The sequence below is a fragment of the Massiliimicrobium timonense genome, assembly GCF_042850985.1.
Taxonomy (GTDB): Bacteria; Bacillota_I; Bacilli_A; order Erysipelotrichales; family Coprobacillaceae; genus Allocoprobacillus.
In genome coordinates, this window is record NZ_AP031415.1 from 1,572,140 (window position 1) to 1,586,246 (window position 14,107).

The following is a 14,107-nucleotide window of genomic DNA, read 5'->3' on the forward strand; positions in this document are numbered from 1 at the left end:
TCTTTGACATAAATATAAAAAAGATACCTCCTTAGAAGTATCTTATTGATTATGTGATGGTGTTGAGTCTTTTAACACAACATCATGTGCACCACCTTCAACAATACTTGTTGAAGAAACAAGTGTAATTTTAGCTTTTTGTTGCAATTCTGGAATTGTTAAAGCACCACAGTTACACATTGTTGATTTAATTTTAGCAAGAGTTAAACCAACATTATCTTTTAAAGGCCCAGCATATGGAACATAAGAATCGACACCTTCTTCAAATGAAAGTTTAGCATCTCCTCCTAAATCATAACGTTGCCAGTTTCTAGCACGGGCACTTCCTTCACCCCAGTATTCTTTCATATATTGTCCATTAATATTGACTTTATTTGTTGGCGATTCATCAAAACGAGAGAAATATCTTCCTAACATAATAAAATCAGAACCCATAGCCAACGCTAAAGTCATATGATAATCATGAACAATTCCTCCATCACTACAGATTGGAACATAAATACCAGTTTCTTTAAAGTATTCATCTCTGGCTTTGGCAACTTCAATCGTAGCTGTCGCTTGTCCTCGACCAATTCCTTTTTGTTCTCTGGTGATACAAATAGAACCACCACCAATACCAATTTTGACAAAGTCAGCACCACATTCAGCTAAGAATCTAAATCCTTCCGCATCTACAACATTTCCAGCCCCAACTTTTACACTATCACCATAGTGTTCACGAATCCATTCAATTGTTAATTTTTGCCATTCACTAAATCCTTCACTTGAATCAATACATAAAACATCAGCACCAGCTTCTACCAACGCTGGAACACGTGTTGCATAATCTCTTGTATTAATTCCAGCTCCTACAACATATCTTTTTGAATCATCTAATAATTCATTAGGATTAGATTTTCTTGATTCATAATCTTTTCTAAAGACAAAGTACTCTAATTTTTGTTGATCATCAATAATAGGTAAAGCATTTAATTTGTTATCCCAAATAATATCATTGGCTTCTTTCAATGAAACACCACTTTTGGCAGTGATAAGTTTTTCAAAAGGTGTCATAAATTCAGAAACTTTTGTATCTAAAGACATACGAGAAATACGATAATCTCTACCAGTTACAATTCCTACTAATTTTCCATTAGGTGTTCCATCTTCTGTCACAGCCATTGTAGAATGTCCAGTTTTTTCTTTTAAAGCAATAACATCCTGTAATGTCTGATCAGGAGCAATATTAGAGTCACTTGGAACAAATCCTGCTTTATAATTTTTAACTTTTCTTACCATTTCAGCTTGTGCCTCTACAGTTTGTGAACCATAGATAAATGAAACGCCACCTTCTCTGGCTAAAGCAATCGCCATTGTATCATTTGATACAGATTGCATGATTGCTGATACAAGTGGAATATTCAATGATAATGCTGGTTCTTCACCTTTTTTAAATTTTACTAACGGTGTTTTTAAACTTACATTTTTAGGTTGACACTGAGCACTTGAGTATCCAGGTACTAATAAATATTCATTAAATGTATGTGATGGTTCTTCAAAAAAATATGCCATAATCTTTCTCCTTTTCCCTTATATTGTCATTTATTGAAAAAATTATATAGAGTTTTCATGCTTTCGTCAACTCTTTTTCTTCAATTCTAAATTAATATCATCTTGAATCTGATGTAATAATGTATTCACTTCTTCTTTTAAAATCAAATAATTATAAACAAGAGGATGTTGATCAAAAGCTTTCTTCTTCACTTTATATTCTTGGATCAGTTCACGACAATCAAGCTGTGTATGCTTGGCTTGAACAATTTTTTGTTGTAATTGTTTCAATGTTTCTTCCAAGTCCTTCAATTCTTGATGACTGCTCATCTGTTGTTCATATTTTTGATATTCCTGTACAACTTCCTGTTCCATAATCCATTGATGCAAAGCCATTGCTTTTTCATAAACATCTTTATTCAATTTCTTCACCTTTTAAAGCCCACGTTTTCACTTCCGTAACACGTACGGGAACAATTTGTCCAATATGTTGAGGATTTCCTTTAAAATTAATTAATTTTTGATGTTTTGTATATCCTGTCAACATTTGATCATCTCTTTTAGAAGTCCCTTCCACCAGAACTTCCACAACCTCATTTAGATATTTTTGATTTTGTTTTAAAGCTTTTTCATTGACCAAATCATTTAAACGATATAAACGCTGTTCTTTGGTATGAATATCAATATCATCTTCCATTTTTGCAGCTGGTGTTCCTGCACGTGGAGAATAGATAAAAGTATAAGCCAAGTCATATTCACAATACTCATATAATGACAGTGTATCTTCAAACTGAGCATCCGTTTCACCTGGGAAACCAACAATAATATCTGTTGTTATCGTACAATCAGGAATCTTTGTCTTGATTTTATCAAACAGAGTGAGATAATCTTCTCTTGTATATCTTCTTCCCATACGCTTTAAAACTTCACTATTTCCAGATTGAACAGGTAAATGAATAGCCGGCATGATATTATCATAACGGGCAATAACATCAATCATAGCGTCGCTAAAATCCCAAGGATGACTCGTTGTAAAACGAATACGTGGAATTCCTGTTTTGGCTACATCTTCTAGTAAAGAAGCAAAATCATAATCATTATGAAAATCTTTACCATAAGAATTGACATTTTGACCTAATAAAGTGATTTCCTGATATCCATTATCTTTCAATTCTTTGACTTCATCTAATATTTCTTCTTTTAAACGAGATCTTTCTTTACCACGTGTATAAGGAACAATACAGTATGTACAAAACTTATTGCAGCCATACATAATATTAACCCATGCCTTATATGGATGTGCACGATGACTTGGTAAATTTTCAATCACATCACCTTCTTTTGACCAGACTTCTAAAACCATTTCCTTATCTAACATAGCCTGTTTTAACAGAACTGGCAAACGATGAATATTGTGTGTTCCAAAAATCAAATCAACTTGTGGATGTTTCTCTAAAATCTTTTGTACAACAACTTCTTCCTGTGCCATACATCCACATATACCAAAAATAATATTTGGATTTGTTCTTTTGACTTTTTTCAAATAACCAATTTTTCCAAAAACTTTTTCTTCAGCATTTTCTCTAATCGCACAAGTATTTAATAAAACAACTTGAGCATCTTTGATTTCATCTGTTGGACTATATCCTAAACTTTCTAAAATTCCAGCCAATGTTTCACTATCTCTTTCATTAGCTTGACATCCATATGTCTGAATAAAATATTTTTGTCCTTTTCCTATTCCTACCATATCCACAGGAATTTCATAAGCATCTTTAATATGATGAATTTCATCTTTTCCTCTATGTTTGGCATCTTTTAAAGATGGACCTTTAAAATATTGACTATAATCTTTCATTTTCTCACCACTTTCTGCTCTATTATATCAAATAAATCAAAATAGAAAAGAAAAAAATAAGGACATTGTCCTTATTTTTTATCCAAAGAATCCATCTGGTTGAATTGAGAAGTATAAAACTCCACCTTCAGGTGTTTTCTTAAATAATCCTTTACAATAAGAAGCAGCTTCATCAGGGCTTAATTCTGTTTCACATTCAATTTCAGCTTTGATTCCTGTTTTCTTCACAAATTTACATTTTACTTTATCATCTTCATACCCATCAAAAAAATCAATTAATTTTTGAACTTGAGCAGTAGACATTAATAATTTACATTTTGCCATAATATTTCCTCCTTGTTTTCACATTTCTATTATAACACTTTCATAAAAAAAATAAAGCCTTTTCATTTCATTTCCACATTTAATCTTAATGATGTAATCACCTGCTCATCAATCATCAAATCATAGAACGAAGGGACACAATAAAGTTCATAACCACTTGGAGCAATATACCCTCTTGAAATCGCAATAGCCTTCATTGCCTGATTCAAAGCAGCTGCTCCAATCACCTGAATTTGAACCCTTTGATGCTCTCTTAATAAACTCGTTAATGCTCCTGCAACCTTGCTTGGTTGAGAAGTTGACGATACTCTCATCATTTCCATAAAAATTCCTCCCTGCTTTAATATATGAACAAGGAGGAAAAATATACTTATATGGAATGATTTGGATCAATACAAATTCTTTGAATATGAGTACATTGATTTTTTTCGTTAAATTTTAACAGAGTTGCACATAACTGTCCTTCACTTTCAGCAATCTGAAATGGAGTCATAATTCCCATTTTCATACGTTTAATAATACTCTCGACATCACAGCCAATAGCACTATGATAAGGTCCCGTCATCCCAACATCGCATTGAAAAGCTGTTCCTTTTGGCAAAATCTTTTCATCTGCTGTTGTAACATGCGTATGTGTTCCTAGAACAGCTGATACCTTTCCATCCAGATAATATCCTAAAGCAACCTTTTCACTTGTTGCTTCTGCATGAAAATCAACAATATGTATATCACTTTGATCATTGTCTAAAACTTCATCAATGGCTTCAAAAGGATTTTGTGATTTCCCATCCATAAAAGTAATCCCCAGTAAATTTGTCACTCTGATCTGACGATTTTTACAAAGGATAACTCGGCTGCCGACACCGGGTAAAGCCTTTGGCTGATTATAAGGCACAATCAAACGATCTGCTTCATCAATATAATCAAATAACTCTTTTTTCGCAAAAGTATGATTTCCCATTGTCATCAAAGAAATACCTTGAAACAAAAAATCATGATAATGCTTTTTGATCAAACCTTTTCCATGAGTTGCGTTTTCTACATTTGCTATAACAATATCAATATGATATTTTTCCTTCAATATTGGTAAATAACGCTCAATCATCTCTCGACCAATTGAAGAAAAAACATCACCAATAAAAAGAATGTTCATGTTCTCTCCTACTTTCTAAAAAAAGATAGGTTCCCCTATCTTCTATTTGGCAATTTCATTTGCACGGACTTCACGAATAACAGTCACTTTGATATGACCAGGATATGTTAATTCATTTTCAATTTTATCTTTAATATCTCTTGCCAGCTGATGGCTCATCAAATCATCAACCTGATCTGGCTTGACAATAACACGAATTTCACGTCCTGCCTGTATCGCAAAGACCTTATCAACACCATCAAAACCTTTTGAAATTTCTTCCAGTTTTTCAAGACGTTGAATATAATTTTCAATCGTTTCACTGCGACTTCCCGGTCTGGCAGCAGATAATGTATCAGCAGCAGCCACTAAAATCGAAATCACGCTCGTTGGTTCTACATCACCATGATGTGATTCAATCGCATTAACAACAGTCGCATTTTCACCATATTTTTTAGCAAATTTGACACCTAATTCTACATGACTCCCTTCCATTTCATGATCAATGGCTTTCCCGATATCATGTAATAAACCAGCACGTCTTGCCAGTTGTTGATTTAAGCCCAGTTCTGCTGCCATCATACCGGCAAAATGTGCAACTTCTAAAGAATGCTGTAAAGCATTTTGCCCATAGCTTGTACGATATTTCAGCTTTCCAATCAACATCACAATTTCTTTATGAACACGCGATAATCCCAATTCAAAAATAGCATCTTCACCTGTTTTTTGAATCACTTCACGCAATTCATTTTTTGTTTTTTGAACAACTTCTTCAATACGTCCAGGTTGAATTCTTCCATCACGAATCAAAGTTTCTAATGATAGACGTGCAATTTCACGACGAATTGGATCAAAACATGAAATAGTAATAGCTTCCGGTGTATCATCAATAATCAATTCAACCCCTGTTGCATTTTCAATAGCCTTGATATTTCTTCCTTCTCGTCCAATAATACGTCCTTTCATTTCTTCGCTTGGCAAAGCCACAACATTAACCGTTCTTTCAATCGTTTCTTCTTGTGAATAACGATTAATAGCCGCTGCAATAATATCTTTAGCATAAAGCGAAGCTTTAGACTTGGCTTCATCTTCCTGCTCCTTAATATAAGCTGTAACTTCTTTAGACATTTTTTGTTCAACTTGTTTAAACAATTCTTCCTTTGCTTCATTAGCGCTCATTGCTGCAATCTTCTCTAATTCTGAAATCTTTTCATCGATCTGATTCTTCAATTGAGCTTCTAATTTCCCTAGTTCTTCACTTTTCTTTTCTAATTGCTCTGCTTTTTCTTCCAAAACATCTTCTCTACCCTGTAAAGCAATATCTCTACGATCAATATTTTGTTCTCGTTGCAATAGCTTGTTTTCAAATTTAGTAACTTCTAAGCGCTGTTCCTTGATTTCTTTTTCTGCTTCCAGCTTATATTCATAAGCCTGTGTTTTTGCATCAAGAATAGCTTCTTTGACAATATTATCTGCTTTAGAATTCGCTTCTTCAACAATTTTTGTGGCATCTCCATGAGCTTTTGAAATACCTAATTTTGTTAAAAGAAAATATAAACCAAATCCCAAAGCGACACAAAGAACATAGGTAACAATAGTAAGAAGGTTTTCATCCATAATCTTTTCCTCCTATTTCCTATGACAAATTTCTATTTGTGCATAACGCACATATAACATTATATCGTATTTTTGTGAAATTGACAATAAAATATCAAAAGATTGCATGTTCACCCATTAGACAACAAAAAAAGCCAATATAGAAATTATATTGACTCATCTTCTTGAGATGCAAATATCTGTGTTTTAATTTTTTCTTCAATTTCAGACATAATATCTGGATGCTCAGCTAAGAAAATTTTAACATTTTCCCTTCCTTGACCAATCTTTTCACCTTGATAAGCATACCACGCTCCAGATTTATCAATAATATTATGAGCTACTGCCAAATCAATGATTTCCCCATCTCTGGCAATCCCTTTCCCATAAATAATATCGACCGATGTTGTTTTAAAAGGTGGTGATACTTTGTTTTTCACAACTTTAATATTGACCTTATTTCCGATAATTTCACTACCATTTTTAATGGCTTCACTACGTCTGATTTCAATACGTACAGAAGCATAAAATTTTAAAGCACGACCTCCTGTTGTTGTTTCTGGATTCCCATACATCACACCAATTTTTTCTCTTAACTGATTAATAAAAATAATCGTACAAGATGTTTTATTCATCAATCCAGATAAACGACGCATAGCCTTAGACATCATACGTGCCTGTAAGCCTACCGAATTATCACCCATTTCACCATCAAGTTCGACCTGTGGAACCAGAGCTGCTACTGAATCGACAACAACCAGATCAATCGCATTACTTTTTACCAATGTTTCAGCAATGGCCAATCCCTGTTCACCACTATCTGGCTGTGATAAAATCAACTCATCAACATCCACCCCCAGATTTTTCGCATAAACTGGATCAATAGCATGTTCAGCATCAATAAAAGCTGCACGTCCACCCTGTTTTTGAACTTCTGCAATCGCATGTAATGTTAATGTTGTTTTCCCACTTGATTCTGGTCCATATATCTCAATAATACGTCCTTTAGGATAACCTCCTATCCCCAGTGCCGCATCCAAAGTCAGTGATCCTGTTGGAATCACATCAATATCTACAGCCACACGATCACCAAGTTTCATAATAGACCCTTTACCAAATTGTTTTTCAATCAAATGAATAGCATCAGTCAATGCTTTATCCTTTTTTTCATCAACTGATTCCGTTTTTTTCACTTTCTTTTCTGCCATAAAATATTCCTCCTACTATTTATATACAACACATTTTTGAGAAATTACTTCAAAATTTCTAAAATTTTTTCAATTCCTAACAAAATAGCCTGTTTTTGAATATCATCACGACTTCCAGAAAGATGATAACAAAATGTATGAATATGCTCCTGATAAGCAATTCCAATATAAATTAAACCGACTGGTTTTCCCTCCATTGCAGATGGTCCAGCATTTCCAGTAAACGAAATACATAAATCACAATCAAAAAGCTTTTGTCCTTGAATGGCCATTAAACCTGCCACTTCTTGAGAAACAACTCCAAATTGATTGATAACTTTTTCATCAATATGCAAAACATCTCTTTTAATACGTGTCTGATAACTCACTAAAGTTCCTCGATAAACTGCAGAAATACCACTGATACTTCCAATCGCTTTAGCAAAACCACCAACAGTAAAACTTTCCACACTACTAATAGAAATCTGTCTTTGCATTAATAACTGTGCTAATTCTTCCATTCTACATACTCTCCAAAATATATTGACGATTCTTCATAAAATAATCCACACCACTCACAAATGAAATCAGCGTTGCTATCCAGATCATGATCTGATCCATTGGGATATGCAATCCTGCAAAAACAACATTATTCAACAATAATAAACAAATCGCAATCATCTGTGTCATTGTTTTCGCTTTACCTAAATAACTGGCAGCCAGAACAATATTTTTCTGACTGGCAACCAGACGAATAGCATCAACAATCGTATCTCTGGAAATCATAATAATAGGAATAATGATATGGATATCCTGAGATGACGCTAATAATAATAATGCTGTATTGACAATCAGTTTATCAGCAATTGGATCAATAAACTTTCCAAAAGTTGTAATCAGATGATATTTACGTGCAATATAACCATCAAAATAATCTGTCAATGCTGATAAAGCAAAAATGAAAAATAAGACTATATCCAATAATGATAATGATGAGGATAATATATGAAAAACAGGTATTTGAATTCCTAAAGATTGATAAGGTATTAAATAAACAATAATAAATAATGGGACACTCACTAAACGAATTGTTGTTAATTTATTGGGTAAATTCATGTTATTCCTTCTCTAATGTCAAAATTACATCAACAGGACGATCCTGATTTGTATTTTTATCTTCATCAGTCAATGGAACTTCCTGATTATTAATATAGTAACGATGTCCTCGATTATTACCATTACGTAAATCTAAACTTTCAAAATCATTCACATCAAAAGTCAATTCAACAACTTCTGTGTCACCATCTTCATTTTCATGATAAATTTTTGAGACAAACTGATCATAAATTTCATCATTGACTCTCATCTGTGCCCAGCATGGTGCATTATATTCAATCTTTAATGTGAAAGTTGTCGCATCTGCAGGTAACACAAAACTATAATCCAAAAAGTCATTTCTTGTAAACTGAACAGTTTCTTCTGTTGTGTTCTGATTATCACCAGATGTATCTGGAGAAGATGTATCTGGTACTGGGTCAACCTCTCCTTCTACTGTTAACTGATTTTCTGGCTTCGCTGGTTCTTCTGTCTTTGAACGTGTTGCATAAAAACCAAACCAGATTACAACAATGACTAGACATACCAAAACAAGAATAATAGCGGCACGAATAATTGTCACATGTGACTTATCTTCATAAACAGAAGGTTTTCTAGTTAATTGAGGTGCTTTAAAAGAAAATTTTTTTCCTTTTTTCACAATTTCTTCATTATGTTCTTCAAGCATTTCCTTCTCTTTTAAATCTTCCAGTTCAATTTCTCTTGTTAGTTCTATATACTGTTCTGTCAATTGTTCACTATCCATATCTAAAGCCTGTGAAATTTTCTTTAAATACATTTTCACATAAGCTTCATCCCCTTTATAGCGATCAAACTTTCCCTTTTCTATATCTCTTAAAACAGCTACTGAAATTTTTGTCTTTGCTGATAAATCTTCAATCGTCATTTTCTTGCTTTCTCTTGTTTGACGAATCTTTTCACCTAAATTATCCAAAAAAATACCTCCTTATTTCCAGAAAATGTCCCTTCAATAATAATCATATTAAACCATAAAATATCACGTTTTACAATACCAACACTATTATTTTATGAATTTATGAACAAGTTATGAATTTTTCACAAATCACTATACATTTCATGATTTTTTTCTTTCAAATAGAAAAAAAGTCGACATTTCTATCGACCAAAAAATGCTCATTCTGATAAGCCGAGTTCTGTTTTTCAACCGATTATTTATCTATGCATTGCATCTTCATGTCCGTTCGTTTCCTTTCATGAAGCTCCCCTACCAAAATTTGGGTTTCATCCTTGCAGAGTTTACCTCTTTTCACTCTTTTTTTCAAAAGACATTGTTTCTGTGGCACTTTATGACTTATCAACCATGCCTGACGGTTTAGGTCTTAGGTCTGTCGTTAGCCAAGCTACCTGCATTTATTAGATGCAGTACAAACACTACAATCATCACAGATTGTGGATGCCCGGACTTTCCTCTATTTCTAGCAATCGGTTCTCATGAGCATAACTATTTTACTCAAAAACATATCAAAAAGCAATCATTATTTATTTTTATAAACTTCTTTTTCCAAATTTGATATTCTTTTCAATAAATCCACATTTGAAGAAAGATTTTCTTCCATTGAACGTAAATTATCCTGTTGAATCATATGTTCTCTTTCCATATTTGCCATTTTCATTTTTAAAGCTTCATTTTCTTTTTGAAGATTTTCAATCTGTTCATAAGATTCATTCAACATTTTTGCAAATGTTTCATAATCTTCTACAACTGTGTCTAAAAAATAATCCACTTCTGTAGCACTATAACCTTTAAAATCTATTTGAAAATGTTTATTTAAAATTTTCTTTGGACTTAATTGTATTTTATTTGCCATATACATCACCTTTCCTCCACCATATTTTCACAAAAAATAATTATAAATGCAAGATATTTTTAAAAAAAGATGTTTTTCCACACAAATTAGACAAGATGGAAAAAATATATGTTATAATGTGGTGGTAAATGAATGAAAGGACATGATTATGGTTAATTATCCAAATATGAAACGCTCGTGGCAATCTCATGCCATGATGACAAGCGATAAAAAACATTATACAGCCCATCGTGGGATGTCACTAGAAGAAGATATTTCCTTATCTAATCAATATTATCTTTCTCATGACATTGCAGTTATTTATAAAAAACCCACACCCATTCAAATTGTAAAAGTGGATTATCCTCGACGTGAATCAGCTAAAATTGTAGAGGCTTATTATAAAACACCATCCACAACCGATTATAATGGCATTTATCGAGGCAGATATATTGATTTTGAAGCGAAGGAAACAAAAGTCAAAACCTTTCCATTTGCGAATATTTCCAAACATCAGATTGATCATTTACAAAAAATTATCAATCATGGTGGGATTGCTTTTGTTATTATTGCATTTACCTCATTAAATGAGGTATACTTAATTGACGCAAGTCATATGATCAATGATTATTATCATTCCCAACGAAAATCAATAACTTATCAAAAAATCAAAGATTTGGGACATCTGATTCCACAAGGTTATCAACCTCGATTAGATTATTTAAAAGTTGTTGATGATTGGTATTTTAAGGAGGACGAATGATGAAAAAAATAACTCAAAAGAAATCAAACAAAAAACAAAAAAGACGTATCATTAAAGTAATTTGTCTGATACTGGCTGTTTTGATTACTTCGGGAGGAATGTATCTGGGATTTGGTATCTTTAAACAGGTTGAGGGCTTTTCTAAAGAAAGACTTGTCTCAGATGAATCCTCTGTTCTATGTACAACTGATGGAGAAGAATGGTTCTCTGTGGCACGTGGAGGTGTTCAAAAAAATGTCAGCTACAACGATATTCCACAAGTCATGATTGACGCTGTTGTTGCTGCAGAAGATTCACGTTTCTTTGAACATAACGGTTTCGATGTTCCTCGTATTGTTAAAGCATTGTTAGGTAATATTGCTGCAGGAGGCATTACCTCTGGAGGCTCAACAATTACCCAGCAGCTGATTAAAAAATCTTATTATCCAGATGAAGAACAAACCATTGAAAGAAAAATTGGTGAAATTATCCTTTCGATTGAAGCCACTTCTCAAACAACTAAAGAAGAAGTTTTAGAACTTTATCTCAATAAGATTTATTTTGGTTATGGACCTCAGACAATTGGTTTATATGCTGCTTCAAAATATTATTTTGATAAATCAGTACAAAATCTGACTTTACCAGAAGCAGCTCTTTTAGCCGGAACACTAAATTCACCAAATCGATATGATCCATTTAGAAATCTGGATTTAGCCCAAGAACGTCGTGATAAAATCCTAGATTTAATGGAAATGCATGGTTATATTTCTAAAGAAGAATGTGAAGCAACCAAAGCGATTCCGGTTGAAAATACATTAAAATCAAATCCTGTATCAACAAGTGGTCAATATCAGGCGTATGCTGATAAAGTCATTCGTGAAGTTCAGGAAACAACAGGATACGATCCTTATGAAACACCTATGCGTATCTATACATATATTGATACAGATGTTCAAAAAGAACTTGATAGTATCGCTAATGGTGAATCTTATGATTTTCAAGATTCCAGAATTCAAGTAGGTGCAGTCATTCAAGAATCAACAACCGGACGTATTGTAGGTGTTTTAAGTGGCCGTGATTATACGCCATTAGGAACAACTTATGCTTATGCTTCTAAAACAGGGGCAAGATATGGTCAAAAAAATCAGCCCGGTTCTTCATTAAAACCATTGATTGCTTATGCAGCTGCCTTTGAATTTTTAGATTATTCAACAGCTCATTATGTTCATGATGTTCCTTATGAATATTCTAATGGTTTTGTCCCTAGTAACTGGAATGGGAAAAAATATAACGGTGATATTTCTATTTCTAATGCCTTAAGTAATTCATGGAATGCTGCCGCTTTACAGACATTTAGTGAAGTCATTACAGGAAAAGATTGTAATGGCAATGATGTGGGTGATGGCATTGGCATTGATGGAGCAACAGAATATTTAGAAAGCTTAGGTTTTGATATGGAAGATGAAGCTGTTGATATTGGTTATGCCATTGGAGCATGGCGAAAAGGCGTCACTCCAGAATCAGAAGCAGGAGCTTATGCTGTGATTGCTAATGGAGGAACATATATTGAACCTCATACTGTTCAAAAAATTGAATTATTATCAACTGGTGAAGTCATTGAAATTGATCAACAATATCAAGAAGACAAAACACAGGCTCTTTCTGAAGAATCTGCTTATATGATTCGTGATATTATGACAAACTATGTTAAATCTGGAACAGGAACTTATCGTTTATTGAATTTAGGTTATCAAATTGGTGCCAAAACAGGAACTTCTAATCATTCTGGCGACAAATCACAAGTTGCTAATCCAAAATTAGCTGGTCATAGTAAAGATGCATGGTTATCTGCTTATTCACCAGATTATACATGGAGTGTCTGGACAGGATATAGTGGTGAAGATCAAAAAGATGGTTATTATATCAAGAGTAACCGTGATACAAACAATATTTCTGCTATGATAGCTAAATTCTTACATCAAGATGGTGTGAAAAACTCTTATTCTTCTATGCCATCTGGATTAGTCAAAGCAAGTTGTGTATCAGGCATTTATCCATATGTCAGTGCTGGTGACGGTGTCCCTAGTGATCGTGTGGTATCAGGATTATTTAAAAAAGGGAATACACCAAGTGGTAGTGCCAGTGGTGCCAGTCTAAGCAATCTTGCTTCATTTACAGCACAAATGACGGATAGTAAGCTGCAAGTGAATTTTAGTGAATATGAACCAAAAAGTATGACGGAAGATGCCACACCTACTAAAACATATAAAGTAGGTGGAGATAGTTATACACTTCCTTATTTAGGAAATATCAATCAAATTTATGGCAAAGTTGTTTATAAAGTCGATATTACTGATGCCAGTGGAAAAGTTGTTCATAGTCAGACACTCAGCAGTGCTTCAGGAACTATTGATTATACACTCGCTGCTGGAACGTATACAGTCACAGGATATTATGCTTTTGAAAGTGGCAATGGAACATCAAATAAGATTTCACAGACAGTCACTGTAGAAGATACAACACCTGCTAGTTATACACGTTTATCAGTCACTGAAAATTCAGCAACTTATCAAATCACTGTTCCAGTTGGAACAACAATCACTGCTTCACTCAATGGAGCAACACAATCTTTACAAGCAAATGGAACAATCACATTTAGTGAATTGACTGCCAATACAAGTTATAATGTGACATTCACACAAACTCTTGCAAATGGTCAAACTGTAACATTAGGAACAGATACTTTTACAACATCTGCTCCTTCAACACCTCAAGTTGATCCTACAGTGCCAACCACACCAGTGCAATAGGAAA

Annotated in this window: 14 protein-coding genes and 1 other RNA gene; 2 read left to right on the forward strand and 13 right to left on the reverse strand. The window is 33.5% G+C overall.

Annotation, left to right across the window (positions count from 1 at the left end; all coding sequences use genetic code 11):
* Positions 1-42 precede the first annotated feature (42 nt).
* The 13 genes from ACGHJ8_RS08200 to ACGHJ8_RS08260 form a co-directional block, all read right to left on the reverse strand.
* Positions 43-1,551, reverse strand: coding sequence for an IMP dehydrogenase (locus tag ACGHJ8_RS08200; protein ID WP_087357938.1), 1,509 nt, complete (start codon positions 1,549-1,551; stop codon positions 43-45).
* Positions 1,552-1,617: 66 nt separating this feature from the next.
* Positions 1,618-1,962, reverse strand: coding sequence for a YlbF family regulator (locus ACGHJ8_RS08205; protein WP_390539767.1), 345 nt, complete (start codon positions 1,960-1,962; stop codon positions 1,618-1,620).
* Positions 1,946-3,388, reverse strand: coding sequence for a tRNA (N6-isopentenyl adenosine(37)-C2)-methylthiotransferase MiaB (miaB, locus tag ACGHJ8_RS08210; protein ID WP_390539769.1), 1,443 nt, complete (start codon positions 3,386-3,388; stop codon positions 1,946-1,948). The genes ACGHJ8_RS08205 and miaB overlap by 17 nt, the downstream gene beginning before the upstream one ends.
* A 78-nt stretch (positions 3,389-3,466) precedes the next feature.
* Positions 3,467-3,712, reverse strand: a complete 246-nt coding sequence (locus tag ACGHJ8_RS08215) for a hypothetical protein (protein ID WP_205089026.1) — start codon at positions 3,710-3,712, stop codon at positions 3,467-3,469.
* A 62-nt stretch (positions 3,713-3,774) separates the two neighbouring features.
* Positions 3,775-4,035 carry a stage V sporulation protein S gene (locus ACGHJ8_RS08220; RefSeq protein ID WP_390539771.1) on the reverse strand — a complete coding sequence of 87 codons (261 nt, stop codon included), beginning with the start codon at positions 4,033-4,035 and terminating at the stop codon, positions 3,775-3,777.
* Between the two features lie 47 nt (positions 4,036-4,082).
* Positions 4,083-4,865 carry a TIGR00282 family metallophosphoesterase gene (locus ACGHJ8_RS08225; protein ID WP_211964048.1) on the reverse strand — a complete coding sequence of 261 codons (783 nt, stop codon included), beginning with the start codon at positions 4,863-4,865 and terminating at the stop codon, positions 4,083-4,085.
* A gap of 42 nt (positions 4,866-4,907) precedes the next feature.
* Positions 4,908-6,461 (reverse strand): ribonuclease Y, encoded by a 1,554-nt coding sequence (gene rny, locus ACGHJ8_RS08230; RefSeq protein WP_087357932.1) that lies wholly within the window; start codon positions 6,459-6,461, stop codon positions 4,908-4,910.
* A 146-nt stretch (positions 6,462-6,607) separates the two neighbouring features.
* A complete protein-coding gene (gene recA, locus ACGHJ8_RS08235) occupies positions 6,608-7,648 on the reverse strand; it encodes a recombinase RecA (RefSeq protein WP_211964047.1) in 1,041 nt (346 codons plus the stop codon).
* 44 nt (positions 7,649-7,692) lie between these two features.
* Entirely contained in the window at positions 7,693-8,148 is a 456-nt protein-coding gene (locus tag ACGHJ8_RS08240; RefSeq protein WP_087357930.1) for a CinA family protein, read from the reverse strand.
* A 1-nt stretch (position 8,149) separates the two neighbouring features.
* Complete coding sequence (gene pgsA / locus ACGHJ8_RS08245; RefSeq protein WP_211964046.1) at positions 8,150-8,743, reverse strand: CDP-diacylglycerol--glycerol-3-phosphate 3-phosphatidyltransferase; 594 nt, start codon at positions 8,741-8,743, stop codon at positions 8,150-8,152.
* Position 8,744: 1 nt separating this feature from the next.
* On the reverse strand, positions 8,745-9,677 hold the full coding sequence (locus ACGHJ8_RS08250) for a RodZ family helix-turn-helix domain-containing protein (RefSeq protein WP_087357928.1): 933 nt from the start codon (positions 9,675-9,677) through the stop codon (positions 8,745-8,747).
* A gap of 206 nt (positions 9,678-9,883) precedes the next feature.
* An RNA gene (rnpB, locus tag ACGHJ8_RS08255) (RNase P RNA component class B) lies at positions 9,884-10,199 on the reverse strand.
* A 40-nt stretch (positions 10,200-10,239) separates the two neighbouring features.
* Entirely contained in the window at positions 10,240-10,572 is a 333-nt protein-coding gene (locus tag ACGHJ8_RS08260; protein WP_087357954.1) for a DivIVA domain-containing protein, read from the reverse strand.
* 148 nt (positions 10,573-10,720) lie between these two features.
* On the opposite strand from ACGHJ8_RS08260, the gene recU reads away from it, so the two are divergent.
* Together recU and ACGHJ8_RS08270 are read left to right on the forward strand one after the other, a co-directional pair.
* Positions 10,721-11,314 carry a Holliday junction resolvase RecU gene (recU, locus tag ACGHJ8_RS08265; protein ID WP_390539775.1) on the forward strand — a complete coding sequence of 198 codons (594 nt, stop codon included), beginning with the start codon at positions 10,721-10,723 and terminating at the stop codon, positions 11,312-11,314.
* The gene (locus ACGHJ8_RS08270; protein ID WP_390539777.1) at positions 11,314-14,103 is read left to right on the forward strand and encodes a transglycosylase domain-containing protein; all 2,790 of its coding nucleotides are present in this window, start codon (positions 11,314-11,316) and stop codon (positions 14,101-14,103) included. The genes recU and ACGHJ8_RS08270 overlap by 1 nt, the downstream gene beginning before the upstream one ends.
* The last annotated feature ends 4 nt before the right edge of the window (positions 14,104-14,107 follow it).

What these genes read in the sequence shown, in the direction of transcription:
- pgsA (WP_211964046.1), bottom strand. Translation starts at nt 8,743, where the DNA reads ATGAATTTACCCAATAAATTAACAACAATTCGTTTAGTGAGTGTCCCA.
- ACGHJ8_RS08200 (WP_087357938.1), bottom strand. Translation starts at nt 1,551, where the DNA reads ATGGCATATTTTTTTGAAGAACCATCACATACATTTAATGAATATTTA.
- recA (WP_211964047.1), bottom strand. Translation starts at nt 7,648, where the DNA reads ATGGCAGAAAAGAAAGTGAAAAAAACGGAATCAGTTGATGAAAAAAAG.
- recU (WP_390539775.1), top strand. Translation starts at nt 10,721, where the DNA reads ATGGTTAATTATCCAAATATGAAACGCTCGTGGCAATCTCATGCCATG.
- ACGHJ8_RS08270 (WP_390539777.1), top strand. Translation starts at nt 11,314, where the DNA reads ATGAAAAAAATAACTCAAAAGAAATCAAACAAAAAACAAAAAAGACGT.
- ACGHJ8_RS08220 (WP_390539771.1), bottom strand. Translation starts at nt 4,035, where the DNA reads ATGGAAATGATGAGAGTATCGTCAACTTCTCAACCAAGCAAGGTTGCA.
- ACGHJ8_RS08240 (WP_087357930.1), bottom strand. Translation starts at nt 8,148, where the DNA reads ATGGAAGAATTAGCACAGTTATTAATGCAAAGACAGATTTCTATTAGT.
- ACGHJ8_RS08260 (WP_087357954.1), bottom strand. Translation starts at nt 10,572, where the DNA reads ATGGCAAATAAAATACAATTAAGTCCAAAGAAAATTTTAAATAAACAT.
- rny (WP_087357932.1), bottom strand. Translation starts at nt 6,461, where the DNA reads ATGGATGAAAACCTTCTTACTATTGTTACCTATGTTCTTTGTGTCGCT.
- miaB (WP_390539769.1), bottom strand. Translation starts at nt 3,388, where the DNA reads ATGAAAGATTATAGTCAATATTTTAAAGGTCCATCTTTAAAAGATGCC.
- ACGHJ8_RS08225 (WP_211964048.1), bottom strand. Translation starts at nt 4,865, where the DNA reads ATGAACATTCTTTTTATTGGTGATGTTTTTTCTTCAATTGGTCGAGAG.
- ACGHJ8_RS08215 (WP_205089026.1), bottom strand. Translation starts at nt 3,712, where the DNA reads ATGGCAAAATGTAAATTATTAATGTCTACTGCTCAAGTTCAAAAATTA.